The following is a 25,779-nucleotide window of genomic DNA, read 5'->3' as shown; positions in this document are numbered from 1 at the left end:
TGTAAAGGCAAAGTTAAAATGTCCGCTTTGAGCAAAGTTGAAATGTCCGTCATGTGACATTTCAAATGCGCTTCTGAGCGGACGTTTTCCTTGCCGTCATCACCCCCTGCACGACGGCGGCGGCAACTCGATCTTCGCGGTAGTTGCGATTGCGTTTCTTCTTGTCGAGAGTTGCGTGCAGCGTTTTGCTATCCACGTCGACATCCTTCGCCCGCAGCGGTTGCTCCATACGGATATAGGCGAGCACGTTGCCGTTAGCGCGCATTTCAACTCGACCATCAGCATAGGTATGGATGTTGATGGACTGACCGATCAGCTTGCGAAGCTCAGGCTTATCGTCAAACCGATACGGTACGCCGCCGTGATGCAAGGTGAGTTTGGCGCTGAGTTTTCGGCTGTCGCAAATGGCCAGGATCAGATCCAGGTTGTAAGTTGAGTTAAGGGCGACATGCAGGTCAAGCGGATTGCCCGGCTCGACTGAAAAGCGTGCGTTGTAGTTCTGGATGAAATCACCGCACCAGGCGTTTGCGGTCTCGATGTCGTTGATGCCGTCCAGTCGCAAGGTTTTAACCAGACGGTCTTGCAACGTACGGTTAGCCCGCTCCACGCGGCCCTTCGCTTGAGGAGAGTTGGCACAGATTAGCTCGATGCCAAGTTCATCGAGCGCACGCTGGAACTGGGTCTTCGTCTGGTTCGTTGCTGATGGTGAGCGAAAGACCGCTGCACGGTCGGCATAGAACGCTTGCGGTCTGCCGTGCTGCTCGATGTATCGTCGAGTCGCCTCAAAATAGCTGGCCGTCGTTTCTGTCTCGGCAAAGTGCAGATGCTGAATCCTGCCCGTCGCATCGTCGATATACACTAGCAAGGTGCAAGCGTCGCCACGTTTCTCGAACCAGTGATGACGACTGCCGTCTATCTGGACCAACTCTCCGATGCACCGACGTCGTTCTCGCGGCTGATAAAGACGGCTCTTGTGGGCAGATTTCGTGACCCATAGCCCGGCCTTGATCATCAAGTTGCGCAGGGTTTCCTTCGACAGTTTCAAGCCATGCCGCTCGCGTAGTTGCTCGCAAGCCAGCGTCGGCCCAAAGTCGGCATAGTGATCACGTAGCAGTCCCAGCGCCTTCTGCGCCACCTCAGGCGCAAGCCGATTGTTGCTCGGCTTGCCCCGCTGCCTGGATATCATCCCGCTCTGGCCTTCTTGTTCAAAGCGTTTTTGAAGACGGCGTATTTGACGCGTCGTTATCCCCAGCCGCCTGGCCGCAATGACCGCCGTGATCTCGCCCTTGATACTGGCGCCGATGACCCCGGCGCGTTCCAACTCCTCCATCGTAATGCTCCCGATTTTTCCCACGCTCGACTCCAAACCGTTCGGAATCGACAGCATGAGCTATCTAGCAAAAGCGGACATTTCAACTTTGCTAAATGCGGACATTACAACTTTGCCCTAACACACCCTACGTTGAATCTTACGGCGGCATCACAGCCAGCCGGCCTTCTTGAACTTGCGATACATGTAGACGCCCACGGCAATCATGATCGCGAGCGCCGTCGGATAGGCCCACTTCCATTCCAGCTCGGGCATGTACTTGAAATTCATGCCCCACACGCCCGCGAACGCCGTGAACACGGCAAAGATCGCCGCCCACGCGGCCAGGCGCTTGTTCACTTCGCTCTCGTCGATCGAGACCATCGACAGGTTCACCTGGATAGCGGTGCTGATCGTGTCGCGGATCGAGTCCAGGCGGCCGCCGATGCGGATCAGGTGGTCGTGCACGTCGCGGAAGTAATCCTGCGTGCCGGTGACGAGCGTGGGCACGCGGCCGCCGTGCAAGCGGCCGATCGCTTCCATCAGCGGCATCACGGCATGGCGCAGGACGAGGCCCTTTCTCTTCAACTGGTACAGGCGCTCGACGTTCTCGCGCTGGGCGCCGTGCGTGAAGATGCGGTCCTCGACGGTCTCCAGTTCCGACTCGAGCATGTCGACGATGGGGAAGTAGCGGTCGACGACGGCGTCCATCAGCGCGTACATGACGAACGCCGATCCCATCTTGAGCAGGTGCGGCTCGCGCTCCGCGCGCGCGCGTACGCCCAGGAAGCCCTTGGCCGAATCGCGCCGCACCGACAGCACGTAGTTTTTGCCGGCGAAGATCGCCAGCTCGCCGCCGGCCAGACGGTCCCCTTCGACGAGGTCGACCGTGTGCACGACGGTGAACAGGCAGTCGCCGTATTCCTCGATCTTGGGGCGCTGATGGCCGCGCGCGGCGTCTTCGACGGCGAGTTCGTGCAGGCTGAACTCTTCCTTCATCTGCGCCATTTCGGCGTCGGTGGCATCGCGCAGCGCAACCCAGACGAAGCAGCCGGGTTGGTCGAGGTAGTCGCTGATGTCCTCGACGGGAATGTCGCGCAGCTTCTTGCCTTCCTGGTAGGCGACACAGTTGATCAGCATGTCATCGGGTGGTTGTTGCAAAGATGACAGAGCTTACACCAACGTCACGCGTGCCGGCATTACGGGAACGTCCGCGTGGGCTCGGGGAGCCCACGCGCGCAGTGTCGAACAAGCCCCGCGGGCCTTTCGAATAAGGCTCCCCGGGCCTTTCGAATAAGGCTCCCCGGCCTTTCGAATAAGGCTCCCCGGCCTTTCGAATAAGGCCCCCCCGGGCCTTTCGAATAAGGCCGCCCGGGCCTTTCGAATAAGGCCCCCCGGGCCTTTCGAATAAGGCCCCCCGGGCCTTATTCGTCCTTCGCGCCGTCGATGCCGAGCTCGGCAATCTTGCGCGTGATCGTATTGCGCCCGATCCCGAGCCGGATCGCCGCGTCGTTCTTGCGCCCGTGGGTATGCTTCAGCGCCGTGCGGATCAGCGCCGATTCGAACTGGCGCCCCAGCACGTCCATCACTTCGACCTGTCCTTCCGACAGCATGCGCGCGGCTTGCATTTCGAGCAGGCCGATCCAGCCGTCGGCGCCGTTCGGCGGCGCGCCGTGGTCGGCGGCGTGCGCCGCGGCGGCGGACGGCGCGGCGAAGGCGACCGTGCCTTGTGCGCCGACGCCGGAACTGAGTCCCACCGCAAAGCTGTTGCCGCCCGCCGGGGCGGCCTGGGCCTGGGTCAGGTCGCGCGGCAGGTCCTTCACTTCGACCGTCTGGCCAGGTGCCATCACCGTGATCCAGTTGCACAGGTTTTCCAGCTGGCGCACGTTGCCGGGGAGTTCGAGGCCGGTCAGGAAACGCACGGCCTCCTCGCTCATGCGCTTGGTCTCGACGCCCAATTGGCGTGCACTCTGCACCAGGAAGTGGCGCACCAGAATGGGGATGTCTTCGCGCCGCTCGCGCAGGCTGGGCAGGCGCAGGCGGATCACATTCAGGCGGTGGTACAAGTCTTCGCGGAACAGTCCGTCGCGCACGCGCTGCTCCAGGTTCTGGTGCGTCGCGGCGATCACCCGCACGTTGGCCTTCACCGGCTGATGCCCGCCCACGCGATAAAAATGGCCGTCGGACAGCACGCGCAGCAGACGCGTCTGCAAGTCGAACGGCATGTCGCCGATCTCGTCCAGGAACAGCGTGCCGTTCTCGGCCTGCTCGAAGCGGCCGCGCCGCATCGCCTGCGCGCCCGTGAACGCGCCGCGCTCGTGGCCGAACAGTTCGGATTCCAGCAGGTCCTTCGGGATCGCCGCGGTGTTCAGCGCGATGAACGGCTGTTGCGCGCGCGGGCTGTGCTTGTGCAGGGCGCGCGCGACGAGCTCCTTGCCGGTGCCCGACTCGCCCGTGATGAGGACCGTCACGTTCGACTGCGACAGGCGGCCGATGGCGCGGAACACTTCCTGCATCGCCGGCGCCTGCCCCAGGATCTCCGGGGTCTCGGTGGGCGCGATGTCGACGCTCGCGTCGCGCAGGCTTTCCTCGAGGGCGCGGCGGATCAGGGCGACGGCCTTGTCGATGTCGAACGGCTTGGCCAGGTATTCGAAGGCGCCGCCCTGGAACGAGGCGACGGCGGAATCGAGGTCGGAGAACGCGGTGATGACGATGACCGGCAGGCCGGGATGGCGTTCCTTGACGACCGCCAGCAGGTCCAGGCCCGATTCGCCCGGCATGCGGATGTCCGACACCAGCACCTGAGGCGTGTCCGTTTCGAACGCCGCCAGCGCTTCGCGGCCGCTGGCAAAACTCCGGGTGGCGAGGTTCTCGCGCGCCAGGGCTTTTTCCAGCACCCAGCGGATCGATGCATCGTCGTCGACAATCCAGATTGGTTTCATGTAATTCGTTTTTCCCGCGAAGGTTCAAGGGGGACCGACGCAGCCGCCCTCTCATCCGCTGCTTATGGCAGGGGAATCAGGATGCGGAAATCCGTCAATCCAGGCCGGCTTTCGCACTCGATCAGTCCCATGTGCTGCTGCACGAAGGTCTGCGCCAGGGTCAGCCCGAGACCGCTGCCGCCTTCGCGCCCGGAGACGAGCGGATAGAAGATGCGGTCGCGGATATCGGGGGCGATGCCCGGTCCGTTGTCGATGATATGCAAGTCTAATGCCAGGCCGTAACGCACCTTTGCCAGGGTGACCTGGCGCGCCACGCGGGTGCGCAGGACGATCTCGGCGTCGCCCGCCGCGATCCGTGCGCGCAGCGCCTGGGCGGCGTTGTGGACGATGTTCAGAACGGCCTGGATCAGCTGTTCCTTGTCGCCGCGGAACTCGGGAATCGACGCGTCGTAGTCGCGCCGGATGGCGAGGCCGGACGGGAATTCGGCCAGCACGAGGCTGCGCACGCGCTCGCACACTTCGTGGATGTTGACGTCGCCCACGATGTGCGGCCGGCGGTGCGGCGCCAGCAGGCGGTCGACCAGCGTCTGCAGGCGGTCGGCTTCCTTGATGATCACCTGCGTGTATTCGCGCAGGGAACTGAGGTGCACGTCCGGCAGCTCCAGCTCCAGCAGCTGGGCCGCGCCGCGGATGCCGCCCAGCGGGTTCTTGATCTCGTGGGCGAGGTTGCGGATGAGTTCCTTGTTGGCCAGGCTCTGGTCGAGCAGGCGCTCCTCGCGGTCGAGTTTCAGTTGCTGGACGTTCTCGCGCAGCTCGACGACGACCTCGGCCTCGCCGGCCGCGCTGACGATGCTGTGCACATGCAGCGGGTCGCGCGCGGGGCGGAACAGCGTGAGGTCCTGGCGCAGGTCGGCGTATTTGTGGGCGATCGCCTGCTCGCACAGGACGCCCAGTTCCTCGCCGTTGGTGAACAGGCCAATCAGCGTCTGGCGCGAGAGCGACTTCGCGGACATGTCGAGCAGGTGCTCGGCGGCCGGGTTGGCGTAGCGCACGAGCCCGCCGGCGTCCGCCACCAGCACGGCGGAGGCGAGCATGTCGAGGCCTGCGAAACGGTCGTGCTGGAGGGGCTGGGCCGGGGTGCCGTTCATCGCAGGGGTGTCGTCCTTATCGTATGTTGGCGATCTCGCGCCTGAGTGCTTCGATGTTCTTTTCGCTGCGGCCGATGTCGTCGCGCATCTGGGCCACCCGCTCCTGGTATTTCGCGTAATTCTTTTCGTTGCCCTGGCGTTCCGGTTCGCCGTTGTTGAAGTCGCGCTTCAGGTCCGCCAGTTTCCGTTCCTCGGACCGCAATTCGTCTTCGAGGATCGCGCGCCGGTCGTCGTCGCGCGCGCGCTGCGTGGCCGTATCCACGCGCGGGAAGCCCGCCGGATTCGGGCTCGCGGCCGGACGCCCTGCTCCTTGCCGCATCGTCACCGCGGGCGCGGCGCGCGGCGCGGGAGCCGGCGCCGAGATATAGCCGGGCAGATCGAGTACCTTGCAGCCGGGTTTATTGATGTCAGTAAATTCCACCCGGCCACTCTTGTCGACGCATTTGTAGACGACGGAATCGGCGCGGGCACTGTCGTGCGCGGCAAGTCCCGCGAGCAACGCCAGGCGCAGGAAAAAGCTGCTTGTCATTCGCATCAGGGCAGTCTGGATGCATGGTTGGGAAGCTTCCGACTATACCCCATCCAAGAAAAAACGCGAGGCAGCCGGCTGGCTTTCCCCGCGTTTTCGTTACCGTGTGGATACACTCCAGTGCCGTTCGTTTCCATTCCGGCACTGGGTGATGCCAACGAATTACGACGAGTAGTACATGTCGAATTCGGCCGGGTGCGGGGTCATGCGCAGACGCTGGACTTCCTGCATCTTCAGCTCGATGTAGGCGTCGAGCATGGCATCGCTGAACACGCCGCCGCGGGTCAGGAACTCGCGGTCCTTGTTCAGGGATTCCAGCGCTTCTTCCAGCGACGAGCAGACCGTCGGGATCAGCTTGTCTTCTTCCGGCGGCAGGTGGTACAGGTCCTTCGTCGCGGCTTCGCCCGGGTGGATCTTGTTCTGGATACCGTCCAGGCCGGCCATCAGCAGGGCTGCGAAGCACAGGTAGACGTTGGCCAGCGGGTCCGGGAAGCGGGTCTCGATGCGGCGGCCTTTCGGGTTCGCCACGTGCGGGATACGGATCGACGCCGAACGGTTCTTGGCCGAGTAAGCCAGCTTGACCGGAGCTTCATAGCCCGGCACCAGGCGCTTGTACGAGTTCGTGCCCGGGTTGGTGATGGCGTTCAGGGCCTTGGCGTGCTTGATGATGCCGCCGATGTAGAACAGCGCGGTTTCCGACAGGCCGGCATAGCCGTCGCCGGCGAACAGGTTCTTGCCGTCTTTCCAGATCGACTGGTGGACGTGCATGCCCGAGCCGTTGTCGCCGTTCATCGGCTTCGGCATGAAGGTGGCGGTCTTGCCGTAGCTGTGGGCGACGTTCCAGATCACGTACTTCAGGTTTTGCGTCCAGTCGGCGCGCTCGACCAGGGTCGAGAACTTGGTGCCCAGCTCCATCTGGCCCGCACCCGCCACTTCATGGTGGTGCACTTCGACCGGGATGCCCAGCGATTCGAGGATCAGCGAGATTTCCGAACGCATGTCCTGGAAGCTGTCGACCGGCGGGACCGGGAAGTAGCCGCCCTTGACGGACGGACGGTGGCCGCTGTTGCCGCCTTCGAATTCCTTGTCGGTCGACCAGGAAGCTTCTTCCGAATCGATCTTGACGAAGCTGCCCGACATGTCGATCTTCCAGCGGACCGAATCAAAGATGAAGAATTCCGGCTCCGGGCCGAAGTAGGCGGTGTCGCCGATGCCCGACGACTTCAGGTACGCTTCGGCGCGCTTGGCGATGGAACGCGGGTCGCGATCGTAGCCCTTGCCGTCCGACGGTTCGATCACGTCGCACTGCATGAACACGGTGGTCTCTTCAAAGAACGGGTCGATGTTCGCGGTGTTCGGATCAGGGATCAGCAGCATGTCCGATGCTTCGATGCCTTTCCAGCCGGCGATCGACGAGCCGTCGAAAGCGTGGCCGGATTCGAATTTGTCTTCGTCAAAATGCGAGATGGGAACGGTCACGTGCTGTTCCTTGCCGCGGGTATCGGCGAAGCGCAAATCAACGAACTTGACTTCGTTGTCCTTCAGCATCTGCATTACATCTGCGGCGGTCCTTGCCATTCGTATCTCCTAAGTCAAAAAGGGGTGTCGACGCCGACGGGGCGTGCGACAGGCGCATTTCCTTCTAAGCAGAAATTATGCCAGCATTTTTCCCTGAACAAATAAATAATGAATACTTTGAGGCCGCTCAATTTGGCCCTTAAAATCAATGACACCGTATGGGTGCACGGATTTGATGCAAACCCAAGCATACGCACCAAACAAGTGCAATTTGTCGAGTATGCACCGATTTGATGCACGATGCACCAAAAGTGCGAGCCGAGGCGTCGCCGCGAACTGTAACGGTGCGGCGACCGCGCCCGCAACCAGGATAGATGGAGAACATGACATGAGTACGACCGACGAGATTCTCGCCAACGCCCGGGCCCGCGCGCCCGGCCAGCCTTACGCGGGCGCCGTCACGCCGCTGGAAGCGTTCGCGCTGCTGCAATCGGACCCCAGGGTCAAGCTGGTCGACGTGCGTACGAATGCGGAACGCGACTGGGTCGGCCGCCCCGCGCTGCCGGACGCCCAGCACGGCGCCGTGCAATGGTCGCTGTACCCGGGCGGCGCGCCGAACCCCGATTTCGCCACGCAGCTGCAAAACGTCGCAACAAAGGACGACGTCGTCCTGTTCCTGTGCCGTTCCGGCGTGCGTTCGCGCCACGCGGCGCGCACGGCCACCGAACTGGGCTACCCGAACGCGTTCGACATCCTGGAGGGTTTCGAAGGCGACCGCGACCCCGACGGCCATCGCAAGACCGTGGGCGGCTGGTGCAAGGCCGGCCTGCCCTGGATCGGCGCCTGATCCCCATCATCTCCCGGCCGCGCCGTGACAATCGCTGAGATTCCACACGGTGCGCACGTGCTAGCATGCCGGCTCACCGCTGACCTGGAGATTGCACCCATGACGATCGAATCCGCCGTACCCGCCCGCCTGCGCGTGCGTCTCCTGTGCGCGGGCGTCGCGGCGCTGTTGTGCGCGTGCGGCCCCGGCGGCCCCAAGCGCGAGACGGACAACGGCAGCGGCGGCGATACCGGGCCTTCCACCGGCATCAGCGTGCTGGCGGGCGACGCCGCCGTCGCCGGCAGTTCCGACAACAAGGGCGCGGCCGCGCGCTTCAATACGCCGCGCGGCATCGCCATCGACGCGAACGGCAACCTGTACGTGGCCGACCAGTTGAATGTCGCGATCCGCAAGGTCGCGCCGGACGGCACCGTGTCGACGTTTGCCGGCAAGCGCGGCACGAGCGGGACGCGGGACGGCGCCAACGCCCTGTTCACGCAGCCGTCGGCCATCACGATCGACGGCAACAGCGACCTCTACGTCACGGACGGGGTGGCCATCCGCAAGATCACGCCGGACGGCACCGTCAGCACGGTCATCACGTTCGCCACGAGCGACTTCTCCGGCGACACCCGGCTCTACCCCGGCGGGATCGCCGCGGACGGCGCCGGCAACCTGATCGTGACGACGGGCGTCGACACGCGCCGCGTCCCGCTCGCGAATCCGAACCGCTGGACGAAGCTGGAAACGGGCGCCGTCGAGATCCTTCCCGGCGCGACCGAGCCGGTCACGCGCGGCGTCGCCGTGAATGCCGACGATACGGCCTACGTGGCCGACCTGAAAAAGACGATCAGCCGCGCCACGTCCGGCGCGTCGAGCCTGACGACGTTCGTCGGTACGCCGGGGCAGACGGGCAAGGACGACGGCAACGCGACGACAGCCCGCTTCCAGCAGGTGGTGGCGCTCACGGTCGACAAGAACGGCGACCTGTACGCCGCCGACGCCGTCAACAACACGATCCGCAAGATCACGTCGAATGCGGTCGTGACGACGCCGGCGGGCACGGCCGGCGCGACTGCGCTGAAGACGGGCAAGCTGCTGGGCAGCTTCGCCACGCTGCGCGGCATCACGGTCGCGGCGGACGGCACGCTGTACGCGACGTCGGGGCATGCCGTGGTCAAGATCGTCCTGCCGTAACGCGTCGAACCCTCGCCAACACAGCGGCAACGTCACGCGTGGGCACGTGGTGCCCACCCTACCGGCTGCAAATTCGAACGTGGCGTGGGCACGTGGTGCCTACGCCGGCCGCGCCCCCAATTAGCCGTCCTGCGCGGCTGCGGGCACCGCCAGCATGACCTTCACGCGCTGGCGCACGAAATTGATGTGGCTGCGCAGGCCGTACAAGGCGTCGGCATAGGCCAGCGGGATGGAGATGTGATTGACGCGCTGCTCGATGTCGTCGAGGCGGCGCAGCAGCTCCGCGCGCGCCTCGTCGCGGTGCGCGTCCCCGGCATTCTCCAGCGCCTGCTCGACGGCGCGCAACTGGCCATACCAGCGGTACACGCGCGAGCGGATCCGCCATACGTACAGCGGCGGCACGATCTTCGACAGCGGGATGATCAACGCCGCCAGCGCCACGACGACGACCCACAGCCGGTCGAACAGGTTCGCCAGCCAGAACGACAGGTAGCGCTGCAGGAACGGGGGGCCGTCGCGGTAGTACTTGGCCGCTTCGCGCGCCACCGGGATCTCCGTGTAGCGCGGCGACGGAAACTGCCCCTGCTGCTGGAACCAGCCCGTGCCGCCGTGGATCTCCGTGGCCGCCTTGACGAACAGGTCCACCAGCGCCGGATGCAGGTCCGCGCGCGCGACGAGGGTCGCGGTCGGCGCGATCAGGTCGATGTTGCGCGCCGGGATGTCGCGCCCGAGGTCGACGATCCCGCGCGGCAGCACGACGTGCGTCAGGAACGGCAGCCGGCGCGAGTACGCTTCGGCCTGGTGGAAATCGAACAGGCGGATGCCCGGCGTCTGCAACAGCATCTGGATCAGCGGCGCTTCCGGGGCCGAGCTGAATACGAGGCCGTCGATATGCCCCGCCAACAATTCCACCGTGGCGGGCGTGTTCTCCAGCGAGGACGTGGTCAGCTGGTCCGGCTCCAGGCCGTTCACGGCCAGCACCTGGCGGAACAGCTTGGGCACGCCCGTGCCTTCGGGACCGAGGTTGATGCGCAAGCCCTTCAATTGCGTGATGCTGCGCACGTCGAGCTTGCGCCCGCGCGCATCGCGCTCGCGCAGGAACAGCCAGACGGGTTCCGTGAACAGGCTGCCGAGGGAGACGAGGCCGCGGCGCTCGGCCTGCGCTTCGCTCGTCGAGCCGCTCTGCACGAAGGCGATGTCGGCCTTGCCGTCGATGAGGCGCTGCAGGTTGTCTTCCGAACCGGGCGAGCGCCGCTGCTCGACCTGGATGCCGTCGCGGGCCAGGATGGCGCCGTACTGGCGGCCGAATTCCTCGTACGCGCTGTTCTCCTGCCCCGTCGCGAGGACGACGTGGCGCGGCGGCGCCGGGTCGACGACGATGTACGCGACGATGCAGGCGGCCAGCACCAGCACGGCCGTCGGCGCCACCGCCACCAGCAGGTCGCGCAACGATACGAGGCTGAATTTACGCAGCGGGAGCCGCTTCATGCGGCCCGGCTCCCGTGCGACGGGTTAGCGTACCCCGCGCTCACTGCAGCACTTCTTCGATGGCGGCCGGCTTGGCACGCTGGGGCTTGGGTGGCGTATCCGCCTCGGCCGCGGGCTTCGCGGCCGGCTTGTGCACGGCGGGTTTGGCGTGGCCCTCCGCGTCGGCCTTGTGGGCGACGGGCGGTTTGGCCGCGGCGTGCTCGTCGGCCGCGGGCTTGTGCGGCGCGGCGTGCGCGCCCTCGCCCACCGCCTTCGGATGCGTCTCGCCGGCCGGCTTGGCGGTAGGCTTGGCGGCCGGCTTCTCTGCCGACTTGACGACGGGCTTCTCGGCCGACTTGACGCCGGCCTTGGCGGCCGGCGCGGCATCGACACCGGCCGCGGCATCGGCGGGCGCCGCGTCCGCCGGCACGGCCTCCTCGGTGTCGCGCGCGACGGCGTCCGCCGGTCCCGCCGGCGCCGGCGCGGCGCGCTCGACGTGCAGGCCCGGGACGGTCACGGTATCCTGGTGCTCGATCATCGGCATCAGGCTCGGCGCCAGCTTCACCAGCAACTGCACGGGCAGCGCGCTCGTGAAGTCGTAGTGGGCGGAGTCCGGACCATGGACGTACGCGGTCATGCTGCCGAAGAAGCGCTCGCCGATGTTGAACACGAACGTGGCGGAGCGGTTCACGTAGCGCGACTCGATCAGGCGGTGGCCGGCGCCGTAGACGTCGAAGCGCTGGTCGCCCGTGCCGGTCTTGCCGCCGAGCGCGATCACGCTGCCGTCTGCCTTGACGTAGGCGGTCTTGACGCGCTTGGCCGTACCTTCCTGCACGACGCCGCGGATGGCGTTGACGACGGCGCGCGCCACCAGCGGATTCAGCACGCGTTCGCCCTTCTCCGCGTCGCCGCGCTTGACGAGGGTCTCGTACGGCGTGTCCTTGGCGAAGTGCAGCGAATCGATGCGCTGCGTGGGCTTGCGCACGCCGCCGTTGATGAGGATGCCCATCAGCTCGGCCAGCGCGATCGGACGGTCGGCCGACGCGCCCAGGGTCGTCGCGTACGACGGCACGAGCGAGTCGAACGGATAGCCCATCTTCTTCCACTGCGCGTGGATCTTGAGGAAGGCTTCGACCTCGATCAGGCTGGCGATGCGCTTGTCCTGGGCATGCTTGCGGTGCGTCTTGAACAGCCAGGAATAGACTTCCTGGCGCTGCTTCGTCGACGCGGCGACGACCTCGTCCCAGCCGGCTTTCGGATGGGTGCGGAAATAGCCGACGAGCCACAGCTCGAGCGGGTGCACGGAGGCGACGTAGCCGCGGTCGGCCAGCGACATGTTGGCGACCGAGTACTGGTCGTACATCTTGGCGATGCGTTCGTCGTCGACCTCGGCCTCGGCCGGCAGGTAGGTGTGCAGGAACTTGGCGAATTCGGCCGGCGACGCATCCGGGTAGATCGTGCGGTGCACGGCCGCGATCTTCGAGGCCTTGATGCGCACGCCCTGCATCAGCGCCGTCTCGATCTCGTTCCAGTCCTTGCCGCGGTACTTGTTCCAGAAGCGCGCGAGGAAATCCTTGCCTTCGCGGTCGGCGAAGCGCGACAGGTAGTCGGCGCGGCGCGGATCGTCGGCGTCGGCCAGCAGCTGGGCGGACGAACCGGGCAGCTGGAACATGTAGTAGCGCACGACGTCGCGCATCAGGCGCACGAACACGAGGTTCGTCGAGTGCTGCAGCGCCTCCTGCACGGTGAGGATGCGGCTGTCGTCCAGCTTGCTGAAGTTGCCGAAGATGTGCACGCCGCCGCCGGTGAAGAACGCTTCGCCCGGATTGCCCGAATACTTGCGCTCCATCGCCGCGCCCAGCATCGGCACGAGGCCGCGGTCGGCGCCGTCCGGCAACGCCTTGAAGTAGTCGACGGCCCACTGGCTCAGCCGGTCTTTCGGATCGACGGTGACCTTCGCGAGTTCCGCCTTGCTCATCGGCTCGTAGCGCTGGTGCAGCTGGTCGATGATGTCGAGGTAGGTCGTCAGCGTGCGCAGCTTCGCGGTCGAACCGAGGTCGAGCTTGGCGCCCTCGTTGATGTCGAGTGGCTGGTCATAGTTGTCGGTCTGGACGCGCAGATAGTTGGCCTTATCGCCCCGCTCCATCAGCGTGAAGCTGTACACGACCTTGGACGGGTCGCCGTTGCCCAGCATGCCCTTGCCCGTCAGGCCCGCGGCGGCGGCGGCCTCGTTGTCGGTCAGCTTGCGCAAGGCGGCCGTGACGGCTTTCTGCGCATCGGCGTTCAACGTCGTCACGACGGAGAGGTCGAGGCGGTCGAGGTTGTACAGGCGCGAGTCGCCCAGCAGGGTGGCCAGGTGGTTGCGCACGGCGTTGGCGGCCTTGCGCGTGACGAACGTGTTCGCCGGCGGCGGCGCCACGCCCGAACCCAGCGCGGGATGGAGCACGGTGGCGAGCGCGGCATCGCGCAGCCGGGGCGAGATCACGCCCGCCTGCGCCAGCACGCGCAGGTGCGCGTTCGTGAGGGTCTCCAGGTCCTTTTCGCCGGCGCCCAGGTAGTAGGCCGGACGGCGCTGCGCGATCATCAGCGACAGCGCTTCCTTGTAGACGAGCGCGAAGTCGGGGGTGACCTGCTTACCGGAAAGGACATGGTTGACGTCCGCGAAATCGCGGCCGTACCAGACCCACATGCCGTCGCCGATGCCGTTCACTTCGCCGTAGCCGAGCTTGGCCGACAGCGGCACGGTGTTCAGGTATTCGAGCACGATGTGGCGCCGGGCCTTGCTCGTGTCCTCGCCGTCCTGGTAGGAACGCAGCGTGGCCGAGGCCATCTGGCGCAGCTTGTCCGCCAGCGACGCCGTGCGGCCTTCGGGCGAATGGCGGTATTTTTCGATCTGCGTGGCGAGCGTGCTGCCGCCGGCGACGCGGCCGGCACTGCCCAGGCCCACCGAATGGACCGTCTTGTCGAACACGGCTTTCGAGAAGCGGTCCCATTCGACGGCCGGGTTGCGCTTGGGATAAGTCGTGTCGAGCAGTTCGCGGTTCTCGATGAACAGCAGGCTCTTCACCAGCAACGGCGGCGTGGCGTCGAACCGTTCGTACAGGCGCTCGGGGAAGCGGGCCGAGAACAGCGGCGCGCCGCCGCTGTCGAGGATGTCGAGGCCGGCACGCGTCTTTTCGTGGTACGTGGCGAACAGGCCCAGGTCGGCCAGCTCCAGCATCTTGGGCGACATGCGCGCCTGTTCGACGACGACATAGTCGCGCGTCTTGAGCTTGGCCAGGTAGTTCGGCAGGTTCGAATAGCCGAGCCGCTCGTCGTACGGGCTCGCCTGCGGGAAGCGGATCGCGTTGCTGGGGCCCTTGCCGACGCGGTAGGTGAGCTTGTTCGCCAGGCCGGTGAAGAAGCGCGCTTCCAGCGCCGACGTGCGGCTTTCGTACACGCCCACGGCGGACACGGCGGCCACCGCGAGCAGCAGCAGGACGAGCATGGCGCGTTTGGTCTTGCGCCAGCGCCGCTTGGGCGGCGCCGGCTGCTGCGGCGGCGGCGCGGCGCCGTCGCCGGCGTCCGTGTCCGGATCGAGCGCGGGCTCGAGACTGGGCTCCAATCGCGGCGGCATGATACGAACGGGAACATCCTGCTCGGCCGCCATGGCGGGCACGCCGGCGAGAGAGGGTTGCACCGGCGCGGCTCCACCAAAGAAGCGGTGGAATGCGCGGGCGAAGAAGCGGGGCCGTCGGAGACGGCGAATACTATCCATGATGGCTCAACCGGTTTGAAACACGCCTGCAAATCCCGTCAACCTGCTCGCCATCCTGCTGCTGGTCGGTTCGAGTGATCCCAGGTCGTAAAAGTTCACAAAGCAGGTGGCGACCTCACTCTGGATCGTCCCTGCTCACAAACATCATTCCACCACATCAATGTGACATGCAGGAACCGCTCACGCAGTTTTTTGACGTCGCCCCGCCATTTTCGCAAAAAAACAACGGCTCAGTTTGCCCGGCCGTCCACGGGCCGCAACGGCTGTGTTTCCACTTCCATACGTTCGAGCGCGGCGCACATGTCGGCCCACGCCGCATCGACCTGTGCCGGCTCGCCTTTCACGCCCAATTCGATGTGGCGCCGCGTGTGCGCATCGCCCACGCTGGGCAGGCTGAACACGCGCACGCCGGGGTAGCGCGCCTCCAGCGTTTCCATCAGCGGCGTGAGCGCGGCTTCGGCCTGCTCGAACACCAGCAACGCCCGTTCGAGCCGGGGCTCGCGGTGGAAGCGGTCGGCGTACAGCGTATCGAGCACCCATGCGATCATCGGCCACGCCATCACGGGAAAACCGGGCACGAAATGGTGCTGCGCGACCGTGAAGCCGGGGATGCGGTTGTAGGGATTCGGGATCAGCTGCGCCCCCGCGGGGAATTCGGCCAGCTTGAGGCGCTGCAGGTTCTCGGGGGCGCGCAGGTCGGCGTCGGGACCCGCGGTCTCGCGGATGCGCGCCTCGACCAGCGTACGCCCTTCCGGATGCAGTTCGAGCGGCACGCCGAGCGCCGCGGCCGCGCACTGGCGCGTGTGGTCGTCCGGCGTGGCGCCGATGCCGCCACAGGACAACACGATGTCGGGACCGGCGAACGTGCGCTTCAACAGCGCCGTGATGCGCGCCGGTTCGTCGCCCACGACCTCGGCCCAGGACAGGTGCAGGCCGCGCTCGCCCAGCAACTCGATGACCTTGGGCAGGTGCTGGTCGCGCCGCTTCCCGGACAGGATTTCGTCGCCGATGATGATCAGGCCGAATGCCATGCGTACCTCCTTCCGGTTCCAGTGTGCCACAGTGCGCGGCAGCCTGCCGCGCGCATTGGCCGAGCTTCGGCTGCGCGAACGGAGGTTCAGGGCGCGATGTCTTTCAGGACCTGTCCCGCGCGCAGGTCGGCCAGCGCCTGCAGGCAAAAATACTGGAACCACAGGCCCGTGAAGATGAAGATGACGAGGTAGAGCCAGATCGACAGCACGGCCAGCACGGGGAACAGCACCACCGAAAACAGCGCCCCGCCCACCCACGCGACGCCCGGCAGCGCGCCGAGCAGGCCGGACACGGTGCCGATCAGCAGCAGCGACCGGCGGTGCGCGTGCACGATCGCGCGGCGTTCCTCGAGGCTCGCGTGGATGGCGAGCGCATCGTAGCTCATCACGCGCGCCGTCAGCCAGCCCCACAGCACGGCCTGCACGACGATGGCGACGGGCGCCAGCGCGTACAGCGGCAGGGTGACGAGCCACAGCAGCGCGAACACGACGATGCCCGACAGGTTCACGCCGAGGCTGCCCAGGAAGCTGCCGCCCTCCCTGCGTTCGAGCGCCGGGAACTGCACGCGGCTGACGTGGCGCGCGATGGCCGGCATGGCGCCCACGCCGATGAACAGCAGCGACGTGATGATCATCAGCGGCAGCAGCACGAGCATCGCCACGAGGGGGATCACGAGCGTCTTCAAGAAGCCGAGGCCCAGCGTGGCGAGGATGCCGTTGCTCGTCTCGAACAGGCCGTAGTCGGCGAACAGCGCATGCAGCCAGTCCAGCAGCGGCTGCATGCCGGCGTACAGCAGGCCGCCCCACAGGGCCAGCGACAGCAGCAGCGGCACGATGGACAGGACCAGCATGCGTCCCGAGAACTGGGAGCGCAGCGCGCGGCCGTAGGCGATGGCGACGGGGCGCATCATGCCGCGTTGCGCCGGCTGCCGGCTTCGATCAGGCGCACGAGGCCGAGCCACTGCTGGCGCCAGAAACCGCGCCCGTAGTCGCGCGCGGGACGGCTGGAACCGTCCGGATTCATGCGCGCGAACTGGTCGCGCACGCCCGTGCCGTGCCAGCCGGCGGCGAAGTTGGCGGTGCCGAAGACCAGGTCCCACACGGGCAGCAGCACGCCGAAATTGCAGCCGCCCAGCTCATGCCCCTGCGATTCGTGGCCGACGCCGACGGCGTGGTGCGTGCGGTGGAAGCGCGGCGACACGAGCAGGCGCTCGCCGAAGCGGCCGAAGTGGATGCGCACGTTCGCATGCTGCAGGCTTTGCAGGCCGCGCGAGACCGATACCAGCAGCACGTACTGGCCCGGGGCCACGCCAATCGCGAGGGCGAGTACGGCCATGTAGACGTCGCGCAGCAGATCGTCCAGCACGTGGTTGCGGTCGTCGCTCCAGAGGTTCATGTTCAACTGGCTGTGGTGCAGGCTGTGCAGCGCCCACCACCAGCGGAATCCGTGCTGGGCGCGGTGGAACCAGTAATCGAAGAAGTCCAGCACGACGAGGTACAGCAGGAAGCTGGCGAGCGGGTGGAAGCCCGTCATCAGCCCTTCCAGGTTGAACGGGTGGACGCCTTCCATGCGCAGCAGGCCGGCGATGCGGTCCATCACCGGATCGAGCGTGAAGAACACGGCCATGCCGAACAGGCCGAGGCGGTGGATCAGCGTGTAGATGAAATCGTTCCAGCGCGCATGGCGGTCCGTCATCTCCTGCACGGGGATGACGGCTTCCAGGGGACGCAGCACGAGGTACAGGGCCGCCACTTCGCAGGCCCCGGCCAGGAACCATTCGACGCCCTCGAAGGCGTCTTCGATGTATTCGCCGAGGCCCATGGCGAACATCGCCGGTTCGACCATGTGCTCGAACAGCCATCCCTGCAGGAAGGCGAACCAATCGAGGAAGTGCTGGATCATGTGTCTTTCAGTGTGTCGGTCGGGATCAACGCCAATCAAGGCTGCATGCGGCGGTAGTCCGGATGCTCCCTCAGTGTAGCGAAACAGAAGCCTTTGCGCTCGAGTCCGGAGATGAGCGGCTCGAGGTTCGCGGGCATCCACGGGTCCTTGCGCGACCAGATGCCCATGTGGGCCATGAAGATGTCGCCGTCCCTGAGGTTGTCGAGCGCGCGCGACAGGAGCACCGCGTTGGGGAATTTTTCGCTCGATGTCTCGTCGCCCGAGAAACCGGCCGGCGCCCAGCCCACGTGCAGGTAGCCGCACGCCTTCGCGGCGGCCAGGATGTTGGGCGAGCTGTGGCCGCCCGGCGTGCGGAAGATCGGGTCGAGGTGACGGCCGGTGAGCTGCGCGAAGCGCGTGTCGACGCGGCGCAGTTCGTCGCAGTACTGCTGCTGCGTCCACGTTTCCTTCTGGCCCGCGTGTGCGCCGAACTGCGGCTTGACGACGATGCGCCCGCCCGCCGCGTCGCGCTGGAAGTAGACGTGGTCGAACGTGTGGCTGCCGAACGCGTGGCCTTCCGCCACGCGCGCCTTCCAGAAGCCGGCCCAGGACGGATCGAGCGACCAGTCGCCGCGCACCGTCTTCTCGTTGGCGAGGAAGAACGTGGCCTTGATGTGGTGGCGGCGCAGCGTGTCGGCGATCAGGTCGGCCTGCGACTGGCTGCCCGTGTCGAACGTCAGGTAGATCGTGCCCTTGCAGGCGGGCGCCTCGTCCGGTCCTGCCGCCTGGGCGATCGAGGTGGCCGCCAGCAGCGCCACGGCCGCGGCGTACAGGGGCCGCGCCATCACAGCCGCGGCGCCGCGTTGGCGAAGAACACGCCGTGCGGCGAACGGCCGACCGGGATCAGCTTGATCACCTTGCGGCTCGCCACGTCGATCACCGCGACCTTCTTGATCCAGCGGAGGGTCACCCACAGCGTCTTGCCGTCGGCCGTGAGTTCCATGCAGTCCGGACCGCCCGGCACCGGGATCATGCCGACGTTTTCCAGCGTGACCTGGTCGATGATGTTGATCGAATTCTGCACGCGGTTCGACACGAACACGTGGCGGCGGTCGCCGGCGGCGCGGAAGTTGTGGGCGCCGTCGCCCGTCCTGATGCGCTTGACGGTCTTTTGCGCGCGCCAGTCGATCACCTCGACGTAGTCGCTGCCCATGATCCCGACGAGCAGGTACTTGTCGTCCGGCGTCATCGTGATGCCGGCCGGGAGCTTGCCGACCGGGAGCGTCCATTTGACGGCCTGCGTCCTGAGGTCGATCGCGCTGACCTGGTCGCTGCCCTGCTGCGTGACGAATGCCGTCGTACTGTTCGCATCGAACGCGATGTGGCTGGGCATGCGCGCGAGCGGCAGCCGTTTGCTGAGCGTGAGGTTGGCGCCGTCGTAGCGGTAGATGTCGACGTGGTCCATGCGCAGCGCCGCCGACACGAACCACTTCTGGTCCGGCGAGAAGCCGATCTGGTACGGATCGAGCACGCCCGGCAGGCGGCGCTGCACCTTGCCCGTGACGGGGTCGAGGAAGACCAGCTCGTTGCCGGCGGAACTGGCGACGATCAGCGACTTGTTGTCCGGCGTGGCCATCAGGTGGTGCGGCTCCTTGCCGACCGCGAACGTGCCGTTGTCGGCGCCCGTCGCCTGGTCGAGCAGCTGGACGGTGGCGTCGCGCGAATTGAGCACGACCACGACGTTCGCATCGGCGGCCTGGATGGCCGAAAACAATGTGAAACCGAAAATGAGAGACTTGTGGAAGCGACGCAGCATGGAACGACACGAGCCCAGGAGGAAAAGCATTATTCTACGGGGAAACTTGAACGCCCCGTAGTGCCGGGTACCGCAATCGCACGCGGGCGGCGCGCCGCCGCAACACAGTGGCCAGGACGTCAATGGCACTTTGACAGGCCATGCACTACAATCGGCCTTTCACTCTGAACAACAAGGGAAAACCATGTCCATCACCACCACGAATTCCGGCCTGCAATATGAAGACACCGTCGTCGGCAGCGGCGCCGAGGCGAAGGCCGGCAACCACGTGACCGTGCACTACACCGGCTGGCTGCAGAACGACGACGGCAGCACCGGCGTCAAGTTCGACTCCAGCAAAGACCGCAACGACCCGTTCCAGTTCCCGCTGGGCGCCGGTCACGTGATCCGCGGCTGGGACGAAGGCGTGCAGGGCATGAAGGTGGGCGGCGCGCGCCGCCTGATCATCCCGGCGAGCCTGGGCTACGGCGCACGCGGCGCGGGCGGCGTGATTCCGCCGAATGCCACGCTGATCTTCGACGTCGAGCTGCTGGACGTTTGATTTACGTCTGCGCGTGGTGGCACAGGGTGCCCACCCTACGGTCGCGTCGACGTAGGGCGGGCACCCGAGCCCATCAGGCAGCGGTAGGGTGGGCTCCCCGAGCCCACGAAGCAGACCGAGCAATTCTTCTAAAAACCCGCCGAACGGGGTGTGATCCCGACACGTTGCGCTAAGATGCCCGCACATCGTCAAAGGAGTTACCATGAGTTTGCAAGAACAGTTCGCCCAGGCCCAGCTCGATTCGAAGAATCTGCCCGAGCGTCCGGACAACATGACCCTGCTGAAGATCTACGCGCTGTTCAAGCAGGCCTCGAGCGGCGACGTCGGCGGCGAGCGTCCCGGCTTCACCGACATGGTCGGCCGCGCCAAGTACGACGCCTGGGCCGCGCTGAAAGGCACGTCGCAGGACGAGGCAATGCAGCAGTACGTCGACCTGATCGACGAGTTGAAGGACCAGTAATCAGGCGTTGAACGTCTTGCGCATGCTTTCCCCCACCTTCTGTTCGATGGTGGACGCGAAGGCACTCATCAAGAAGCCCAGCTTGATGCGCAACGCGGCCTGGCGCTCGCCCAGGGTGAGCGCTCCCTCCACGCCGCTGCGCGCGAAACGCAGTACGTCCCCCTCCCATTGGCAACTCAATCCATATTCACGGGCCAGCTTGTCCGCCACCTTCTGCGCGGCGGCGCGCGCGTCAGTCTGACTCAGGCTGTGCGGCTGGGTGATGCTGATGTCCGGCATGCGATTTCCTTACTGATTCAAATCAAACAAGCCCGCCATGATGCCAGTTGATGGGCCCAAAGGCCAGCGCTTGCCTAGAGAATAATCAATTGATGAGTCTCAATATCCCTGTCGGGCAAGGGGCGACCATGCCTCGTATGCATCAAGGAGGAAGCGATCATGGACTCATCCGCCCCCACCCGCCGCCCGCGGTTGCCCGTCGGGTTCGTGCCGACGCCGAGCGGCGCCTACCGCCAGCACCGCAAGGCCGCGCAGCTGCTCGACCAGCCGGGCAGGCCGCGCCCGCTGGCCGGCCCCGGCGGCCCCTCGGCGCCTGAAGCCGGCCAGCCGGCCGACGTTCCCCTGCCCTATGCGTCCGGCGCGCGCGTGCTGATGTGGAAGCAGGACCCGTCGGTCGACGAGATCGGCACGCGCAAGGTGTTCCTGCCCGGCGTCGTGCTGGCCGGCCCGCGCGACGCGCGCATCGTGCTGGCGTCGGGCGATTCCGCCATCCCGCCCGTCGAACCGAATGCCTTCGGCGACTTCGTGACGATGCCGGACACCCCGCAGTTCGACGCCGTCCACACGTTCGCCGTCGTGCGCCAGACGCTGACGATGTACCAGCGCGCATTGTCGACGGCGGGCAGCGCGATGCCCCTGCCCTGGCAGTGGAACAGCAGCACGGACACGGCGCCGCTGCAGGTCTGGCCGTACGGCCTGCCGAACGTGATGAACGCCTATTACAGCCGCGCGCAGGCCTGCCTGAAATTCGGCGACTTCGTGCCCGGCGGCGACACGGCGCGCGTCTACACGTGCCGCTCGTTCGACATCGTCGCGCACGAGACGGGGCACGCCGTGCTGGACGGCCTCAAGCCGCGCTGGCTGCTGGCCGACAATCCGCCGCAGACCGGCGGCCTGCACGAGTCGTTCGGCGACCTGACGGCGATCTTCCTGGCGCTGTCCCAGCTCGACCAGTGCGACGCAGTCGTCGCCCAGACCAAGGCGCGCCTGCACGACAAGACCTTCCTGGCCGACATCGCCGAGCAGTTTGGCCTCGCCCTCGGCAGCACGACCGGCCTGCGCAATGCCGACAACGACCTGACCCTGTCGCAGGCCGGCACCGAGGTGCACGCGATCTCGCAGGTGTTCACGGGAGCCGTCTACGACATCCTGGCCGACGTGTTCGCGGTCGAGCGCAATCCGGCGCTGGAAGACTGCGCCAGCGTCCTGCACCGGGTCGCCGGCTGGCTGCGCGGGCTCGTGCTGCGCGCGCTGATCGCCGCGCCGGACACGGCCGCCACGTATGCCGACGTGGCCAACGAGATGCTGCGCATCGCAAACGAGGACGGCAAGCCGCAGGCGACCATCAACGCCATCCGCGACCGCTTCGCCCAGCGCGAAGTGTTCGCCGTGCCGGCCGGCCTCACGAGCGACCATCCGGCCGGCCTGCGCCTGGCGCCGCTCGTGACGGACGCGCCCGGCGCGCGCCAGGACCGGCGCGCCTGCTGCGGCACGATGAACCTCGCCGAGTACCACGACGTCGAACGGGTGCTGCAGGCGGAAGCGGACGCGCTGGCGCGCTGGTGCGCCGAACATGGACGGTTCGGGCCCGCCGGCGCGGCCCCGCCCGCGACGCAGACGTCGCCGGCGCTGGCCACCGTCACGGTGACGGATGCCGCGGGAGTTGCCGTCGCGACGACCGCGGTCGTCGACCTGCCCGCGTCGGCATGACCCGCCCGACGGGCCCGTTTCCCGGGCCTGCCGGGGCCGCCAGCACACATTTGCTTATGTGTATTGTGTATAAGCCTGATTTGTCGTAGAAGCAGAATTGCCCTAAAATACAGTGCTTTGCCGCGTCCGGCGAACGGGCGCGTCGAAAAACCTGCTGCGCGTTGCACTGTCATTTTGCGATGCTCGCTGTACTGCTCGTACAGCTGCGCTTCTCGAACGCCATTGCTGCCGCTCGCGACGGTTTTTCGAGGCGCCCGAACGTTCCCTGTAAAAATTACGCGCCGCCGCCTCCACTCACTGATAGGACTGTTATGACCCACGTTGTCACCGAATCGTGCATCCGTTGTCGCTATACCGACTGCGTGGATGTATGCCCGGTAGATTGTTTCCGGGAAGGCCCGAATTTCCTCGCCATTGACCCGGACGAGTGCATCGACTGCGCCGTTTGCGTGGCGGAGTGCCCGGTCAACGCGATCTACGCGGAAGAGGACGTGCCGTCGGACCAGCAGCAATTCATCAAGCTCAACGTCGAGCTGGCGCGTCACTGGCCGTCGATCACCAAGACCAAGGCGGCCCTGCCCGACGCGGACGAGTGGAAGGACGTCAAGAGCAAGCTGGACCAACTGGCCCGCTGAACAACCTTAGACCCAACGCAGTATCAGGGTCGCGCCAAACCGTAGCGAGCGGCAGCAGAGCTGGTCGAGAGGTGCAGCCGTACTGGTACGGCAAGCATCGCAGGCTGCTTATGCAACACGCAGTAGGTTTGGCGCGCCCCCTTCATAGGAAATTAGCATGACTACGACCCCCGAAGCGGGCACCATCGCTCCCAACAGCTCCTTTGCCGGCGCCATCGAAGCCGATGCCGTGATCATCGGCGCGGGCCCGGTCGGCCTGTTCCAGGTGTTCGAGCTGGGCCTGCTGGAGATCAAAGCCCACGTGATCGATTCGCTGCCGGCCGTCGGCGGCCAGTGCGTGGAACTGTATCCGGACAAGCCGATCTACGACATCCCGGCCGTGCCCGTCTGCACCGGCCAGGAACTGACCGACAACCTGCTCAAGCAGATCGAGCCGTTCGAGCCGACCTTCCACCTGGGCCAGGAAGTCACCACCGTCCAGCGCCGTGAAGACCACCGCTTCAACGTCGAGACCTCGACCGGCACCCGCTTCATCACCAAGACCATCTTCATCGCGGCCGGCGTCGGTTCGTTCCAGGCGCGCACGATCAAGGTCGACGGCATCGAGAAGTTCGACAACAGCCAGCTGTTCTACCGCGTCAAGGATCCGAGCCTGTTCGAAGGCAAGAACCTCGTCATCTGCGGCGGCGGCGACTCCGCGCTCGACTGGGCCCTGAACTTCGTCGGCAAGGCCGAGTCCGTCGTGCTGGTGCACCGCCGCGAAGACTTCCGCGCCGCGCCCGCTTCCGTCGCCAAGATGAAGCAGCTGTGCGAAGAATACGAAATGCAGCTGATCACCGGCCAGGTCACCGGCTTCGACGAAAAGGACGGCCAGCTGTCCGAAGTCAAGGTCACCGGTGCCGACGGCGTGACCCGCCGCGTGCCGCTGGACATGCTGATGGTGTTCTTCGGCCTGTCGCCGAAGCTGGGCCCGATCGCCGAATGGGGCCTGGACATCGAACGCCGCCAGCTCAAGGTCGTGGACACCGAAAAGTTCGAGACCAACGTGCCGGGCATCTTCGCCGTGGGCGACATCAACACCTACCCGGGCAAGAAGAAGCTGATCCTGTCGGGCTTCCACGAAGCCGCGCTGGCCGCCTTCGGCGCCGCGCCGTACATCTTCCCGGACAAGAAGATTCACATGCAGTACACGACGACCTCGCCGAAACTGCACAAGATCCTCGGCGTCGAGACGCCCGTGTTCGACTGACCGTTCCGTAACGCCGGTACGACGAAAATGCCCCGCCCGTGCGGGGCATTTTTCTTATGTAGTGCACTTAACGAACCGGGTCCGGACAATGTGATACTAATGGTGCAATGCAGTAATAACTGATTTTGACTCAGGCTCGATGTTGCCCCGCGCCAAGCCGAATGAGCCTATAATTGATCGAACACGTTGCGCAATCGATTTCAGGTGCGCACAGAGTCATGAAGGAAAAAAATTATGCTTTACCAACTGCACGAAATGCAACGCTCCTTCCTGAACCCGCTGATGCAGTGGGCCGATGCCTCTGCCAAACTGTTTTCGAATCCGGTTTCACCGTTCGCGCACACCCCGTTCTCGCAGCGTATCGCTGCCGGCTACGAGCTGATGTACCGCCTCGGCAAGGACTACGATAAACCTGCTTTCGGCCTGAACTCGACCATCATCGACGGGAAGACGGTCGGCATCGTGGAACGCGCGGTCGTCAGCAAGCCGTTCTGCAAGCTGGTGCACTTCAAGAAGGATATGAGCGACGGCGACTTCGCCGCGCTCGAACAGCCGACGGTGCTCGTCGTGGCCCCGCTGTCCGGCCACCATGCGACGCTGCTGCGCGACACCGTCCGTGCGCTGCTGCCCGGCCAGGACGTCTACATCACCGACTGGGTCGACGCGCGCATGGTGCCGATGTCGGACGGCCCGTTCCACCTGGACGACTACATCTATTATGTCCAGGATTTCATCCGCCACCTGGGCCCGGACGTCCACGTGATCTCCGTCTGCCAGCCGACCGTGCCCGTGCTGGCCGCGATCTCGCTGATGGCGACGAACAAGGACGCGAAACTGCCCAAGACGATGGTCATGATGGGCGGTCCGATCGACCCGCGCAAATCGCCGACCGCCGTCAACGACCTGGCCATCGAAAAACCGTTCTCGTGGTTCGAGAACACGGTGATCTATGCCGTGCCGGGCAATTACCCGGGCTTCGGCCGCAAGGTCTATCCGGGCTTCCTGCAGCACGCCGGCTTCATCGCCATGAACCCGGGCCGCCACGCCCAGAGCCACCGCGAGTTCTACCAGCACCTGGTGCGCGGCGACGACGATTCGGCGGAAGCGCACCGCAAGTTCTACGACGAGTACAACGCCGTCCTCGACATGCCGGCCGAGTACTACCTCGAAACGATTAAAACGGTATTCCAGGAATTCCGCCTGCCCAAGGGCACGTGGGAAGTGGGCGGCCAGCTCGTGCGTCCGCAGGACATCAAGGACGTCGCGCTGTTCACCATCGAAGGCGAGCTGGACGACATTTCCGGCGCCGGCCAGACCCACGCCGCACACGAGCTGTGCACCGGCATCCCGGCCGACAAGCAGCAGACGTTCACGGCACCGAAGTGCGGCCACTACGGCATCTTCTCCGGCCGCCGCTGGCGCGAAATCATCTGCCCGATGATCGGCGAGTTCATCCGCAAGAACGCCTGAGCGTTGCCTGCAC

At 65.7% G+C, this 25,779-nt stretch carries 22 protein-coding genes; 8 read left to right on the top strand and 14 right to left on the bottom strand.

All coding sequences use genetic code 11. The features are described from left to right. Positions 1–61: 61 nt before the first annotated feature. The 6 genes from U9J41_RS25065 to glnA form a co-directional block, all read right to left on the bottom strand. Positions 62–1,387 (bottom strand): ISNCY family transposase, encoded by a 1,326-nt coding sequence (locus U9J41_RS25065; RefSeq protein WP_322402055.1) that lies wholly within the window; start codon positions 1,385–1,387, stop codon positions 62–64. A gap of 93 nt (positions 1,388–1,480) precedes the next feature. After that, positions 1,481–2,449, bottom strand: a complete 969-nt coding sequence (gene corA / locus U9J41_RS25060; RefSeq protein WP_322404893.1) for a magnesium/cobalt transporter CorA — start codon at positions 2,447–2,449, stop codon at positions 1,481–1,483. 284 nt (positions 2,450–2,733) lie between these two features. Further along, positions 2,734–4,251 carry a nitrogen regulation protein NR(I) gene (ntrC, locus tag U9J41_RS25055; RefSeq protein WP_322404892.1) on the bottom strand — a complete coding sequence of 506 codons (1,518 nt, stop codon included), beginning with the start codon at positions 4,249–4,251 and terminating at the stop codon, positions 2,734–2,736. Positions 4,252–4,313: 62 nt separating this feature from the next. Then, the gene (glnL, locus tag U9J41_RS25050; RefSeq protein WP_322404891.1) at positions 4,314–5,399 is read right to left on the bottom strand and encodes a nitrogen regulation protein NR(II); all 1,086 of its coding nucleotides are present in this window, start codon (positions 5,397–5,399) and stop codon (positions 4,314–4,316) included. Positions 5,400–5,415: 16 nt separating this feature from the next. Beyond that, entirely contained in the window at positions 5,416–5,928 is a 513-nt protein-coding gene (locus tag U9J41_RS25045; RefSeq protein ID WP_322404890.1) for a DUF4124 domain-containing protein, read from the bottom strand. A 162-nt stretch (positions 5,929–6,090) separates the two neighbouring features. Beyond that, entirely contained in the window at positions 6,091–7,506 is a 1,416-nt protein-coding gene (glnA, locus tag U9J41_RS25040; RefSeq protein WP_322404889.1) for a type I glutamate--ammonia ligase, read from the bottom strand. A gap of 328 nt (positions 7,507–7,834) precedes the next feature. On the opposite strand from glnA, the gene U9J41_RS25035 reads away from it, so the two are divergent. Beyond that, positions 7,835–8,293 carry a rhodanese-like domain-containing protein gene (locus U9J41_RS25035; protein WP_322404888.1) on the top strand — a complete coding sequence of 153 codons (459 nt, stop codon included), beginning with the start codon at positions 7,835–7,837 and terminating at the stop codon, positions 8,291–8,293. Positions 8,294–8,392: 99 nt separating this feature from the next. Continuing rightward, positions 8,393–9,469 carry an NHL domain-containing protein gene (locus U9J41_RS25030; RefSeq protein WP_322404887.1) on the top strand — a complete coding sequence of 359 codons (1,077 nt, stop codon included), beginning with the start codon at positions 8,393–8,395 and terminating at the stop codon, positions 9,467–9,469. Positions 9,470–9,589: 120 nt separating this feature from the next. On the opposite strand, the gene U9J41_RS25025 is transcribed toward U9J41_RS25030, so the two are convergent. The 7 genes from U9J41_RS25025 to U9J41_RS24995 form a co-directional block, all read right to left on the bottom strand. Continuing rightward, on the bottom strand, positions 9,590–10,957 hold the full coding sequence (locus U9J41_RS25025) for a TAXI family TRAP transporter solute-binding subunit (RefSeq protein ID WP_322404886.1): 1,368 nt from the start codon (positions 10,955–10,957) through the stop codon (positions 9,590–9,592). Between the two features lie 40 nt (positions 10,958–10,997). After that, positions 10,998–14,423 (bottom strand): transglycosylase domain-containing protein, encoded by a 3,426-nt coding sequence (locus U9J41_RS25020; RefSeq protein WP_322404894.1) that lies wholly within the window; start codon positions 14,421–14,423, stop codon positions 10,998–11,000. Positions 14,424–14,923: 500 nt separating this feature from the next. Continuing rightward, positions 14,924–15,724 carry a competence/damage-inducible protein A gene (locus tag U9J41_RS25015; protein ID WP_322404885.1) on the bottom strand — a complete coding sequence of 267 codons (801 nt, stop codon included), beginning with the start codon at positions 15,722–15,724 and terminating at the stop codon, positions 14,924–14,926. 86 nt (positions 15,725–15,810) lie between these two features. Beyond that, on the bottom strand, positions 15,811–16,635 hold the full coding sequence (locus U9J41_RS25010; protein WP_322404884.1) for an EI24 domain-containing protein: 825 nt from the start codon (positions 16,633–16,635) through the stop codon (positions 15,811–15,813). Then, positions 16,632–17,627 carry a sterol desaturase family protein gene (locus tag U9J41_RS25005; protein ID WP_322404883.1) on the bottom strand — a complete coding sequence of 332 codons (996 nt, stop codon included), beginning with the start codon at positions 17,625–17,627 and terminating at the stop codon, positions 16,632–16,634. The genes U9J41_RS25010 and U9J41_RS25005 overlap by 4 nt, the downstream gene beginning before the upstream one ends. 35 nt (positions 17,628–17,662) lie before the next feature. Continuing rightward, entirely contained in the window at positions 17,663–18,451 is a 789-nt protein-coding gene (locus U9J41_RS25000; RefSeq protein ID WP_322404882.1) for a polysaccharide deacetylase family protein, read from the bottom strand. Beyond that, the gene (locus U9J41_RS24995; protein ID WP_322404881.1) at positions 18,451–19,422 is read right to left on the bottom strand and encodes a YVTN family beta-propeller repeat protein; all 972 of its coding nucleotides are present in this window, start codon (positions 19,420–19,422) and stop codon (positions 18,451–18,453) included. The genes U9J41_RS25000 and U9J41_RS24995 overlap by 1 nt, the downstream gene beginning before the upstream one ends. Before the next feature lie 184 nt (positions 19,423–19,606). Between U9J41_RS24995 and U9J41_RS24990 the strand changes: the two genes are divergently transcribed. Together U9J41_RS24990 and U9J41_RS24985 are read left to right on the top strand one after the other, a co-directional pair. Beyond that, positions 19,607–19,963, top strand: coding sequence for an FKBP-type peptidyl-prolyl cis-trans isomerase (locus U9J41_RS24990; RefSeq protein ID WP_056438928.1), 357 nt, complete (start codon positions 19,607–19,609; stop codon positions 19,961–19,963). Positions 19,964–20,165: 202 nt separating this feature from the next. Further along, entirely contained in the window at positions 20,166–20,423 is a 258-nt protein-coding gene (locus U9J41_RS24985) for an acyl-CoA-binding protein (RefSeq protein ID WP_322404880.1), read from the top strand. Here U9J41_RS24985 and U9J41_RS24980 read toward each other — a convergent pair whose 3' ends face one another. Beyond that, positions 20,424–20,702 (bottom strand): polyhydroxyalkanoic acid system family protein, encoded by a 279-nt coding sequence (locus tag U9J41_RS24980; protein ID WP_056438919.1) that lies wholly within the window; start codon positions 20,700–20,702, stop codon positions 20,424–20,426. A gap of 159 nt (positions 20,703–20,861) precedes the next feature. Between U9J41_RS24980 and U9J41_RS24975 the strand changes: the two genes are divergently transcribed. The 4 genes from U9J41_RS24975 (at position 20,862) to U9J41_RS24960 (ending at position 25,766) form a co-directional block, all read left to right on the top strand. After that, positions 20,862–22,412: a gluzincin family metallopeptidase gene (locus tag U9J41_RS24975; protein ID WP_322404879.1), complete on the top strand. Its 1,551-nt coding sequence runs from the start codon at positions 20,862–20,864 to the stop codon at positions 22,410–22,412. A 311-nt stretch (positions 22,413–22,723) separates the two neighbouring features. Beyond that, positions 22,724–23,047, top strand: coding sequence for a ferredoxin FdxA (gene fdxA / locus U9J41_RS24970; protein WP_322404878.1), 324 nt, complete (start codon positions 22,724–22,726; stop codon positions 23,045–23,047). Between the two features lie 157 nt (positions 23,048–23,204). Then, on the top strand, positions 23,205–24,296 hold the full coding sequence (locus U9J41_RS24965; protein ID WP_056438915.1) for an NAD(P)/FAD-dependent oxidoreductase: 1,092 nt from the start codon (positions 23,205–23,207) through the stop codon (positions 24,294–24,296). Between the two features lie 234 nt (positions 24,297–24,530). Further along, the gene (locus U9J41_RS24960) at positions 24,531–25,766 is read left to right on the top strand and encodes a polyhydroxyalkanoate depolymerase (protein WP_322404877.1); all 1,236 of its coding nucleotides are present in this window, start codon (positions 24,531–24,533) and stop codon (positions 25,764–25,766) included. Positions 25,767–25,779 lie beyond the last annotated feature (13 nt).

Origin of the sequence: Massilia luteola, assembly GCF_034420155.1 — a bacterium.
Classification (GTDB): domain Bacteria; phylum Pseudomonadota; class Gammaproteobacteria; order Burkholderiales; family Burkholderiaceae_D; genus Telluria; species Telluria luteola.
The sequence above is the reverse complement of the archived record's forward strand: the minus strand, read 5'-3'. Positions and strand labels throughout refer to the sequence as shown.

Bases quoted from the DNA above. Each gene is read 5' to 3' on its own strand.
- corA (WP_322404893.1), bottom strand. From the start codon at position 2,449: ATGCTGATCAACTGTGTCGCCTACCAGGAAGGCAAGAAGCTGCGCGAC.
- U9J41_RS25005 (WP_322404883.1), bottom strand. From the start codon at position 17,627: ATGATCCAGCACTTCCTCGATTGGTTCGCCTTCCTGCAGGGATGGCTG.
- U9J41_RS25025 (WP_322404886.1), bottom strand. From the start codon at position 10,957: ATGAAGCGGCTCCCGCTGCGTAAATTCAGCCTCGTATCGTTGCGCGAC.
- glnL (WP_322404891.1), bottom strand. From the start codon at position 5,399: ATGAACGGCACCCCGGCCCAGCCCCTCCAGCACGACCGTTTCGCAGGC.
- U9J41_RS25065 (WP_322402055.1), bottom strand. From the start codon at position 1,387: ATGCTGTCGATTCCGAACGGTTTGGAGTCGAGCGTGGGAAAAATCGGG.
- U9J41_RS25035 (WP_322404888.1), top strand. From the start codon at position 7,835: ATGAGTACGACCGACGAGATTCTCGCCAACGCCCGGGCCCGCGCGCCC.
- U9J41_RS24995 (WP_322404881.1), bottom strand. From the start codon at position 19,422: ATGCTGCGTCGCTTCCACAAGTCTCTCATTTTCGGTTTCACATTGTTT.
- U9J41_RS24960 (WP_322404877.1), top strand. From the start codon at position 24,531: ATGCTTTACCAACTGCACGAAATGCAACGCTCCTTCCTGAACCCGCTG.
- U9J41_RS25030 (WP_322404887.1), top strand. From the start codon at position 8,393: ATGACGATCGAATCCGCCGTACCCGCCCGCCTGCGCGTGCGTCTCCTG.
- U9J41_RS24985 (WP_322404880.1), top strand. From the start codon at position 20,166: ATGAGTTTGCAAGAACAGTTCGCCCAGGCCCAGCTCGATTCGAAGAAT.
- U9J41_RS25045 (WP_322404890.1), bottom strand. From the start codon at position 5,928: ATGACAAGCAGCTTTTTCCTGCGCCTGGCGTTGCTCGCGGGACTTGCC.
- U9J41_RS25020 (WP_322404894.1), bottom strand. From the start codon at position 14,423: ATGCTCGTCCTGCTGCTGCTCGCGGTGGCCGCCGTGTCCGCCGTGGGC.
- U9J41_RS25000 (WP_322404882.1), bottom strand. From the start codon at position 18,451: ATGGCGCGGCCCCTGTACGCCGCGGCCGTGGCGCTGCTGGCGGCCACC.
- glnA (WP_322404889.1), bottom strand. From the start codon at position 7,506: ATGGCAAGGACCGCCGCAGATGTAATGCAGATGCTGAAGGACAACGAA.
- U9J41_RS24965 (WP_056438915.1), top strand. From the start codon at position 23,205: ATGACTACGACCCCCGAAGCGGGCACCATCGCTCCCAACAGCTCCTTT.
- fdxA (WP_322404878.1), top strand. From the start codon at position 22,724: ATGACCCACGTTGTCACCGAATCGTGCATCCGTTGTCGCTATACCGAC.
- U9J41_RS24980 (WP_056438919.1), bottom strand. From the start codon at position 20,702: ATGCCGGACATCAGCATCACCCAGCCGCACAGCCTGAGTCAGACTGAC.
- U9J41_RS25010 (WP_322404884.1), bottom strand. From the start codon at position 16,635: ATGATGCGCCCCGTCGCCATCGCCTACGGCCGCGCGCTGCGCTCCCAG.
- U9J41_RS25015 (WP_322404885.1), bottom strand. From the start codon at position 15,724: ATGGCATTCGGCCTGATCATCATCGGCGACGAAATCCTGTCCGGGAAG.
- U9J41_RS24975 (WP_322404879.1), top strand. From the start codon at position 20,862: ATGGACTCATCCGCCCCCACCCGCCGCCCGCGGTTGCCCGTCGGGTTC.
- U9J41_RS24990 (WP_056438928.1), top strand. From the start codon at position 19,607: ATGTCCATCACCACCACGAATTCCGGCCTGCAATATGAAGACACCGTC.
- ntrC (WP_322404892.1), bottom strand. From the start codon at position 4,251: ATGAAACCAATCTGGATTGTCGACGACGATGCATCGATCCGCTGGGTG.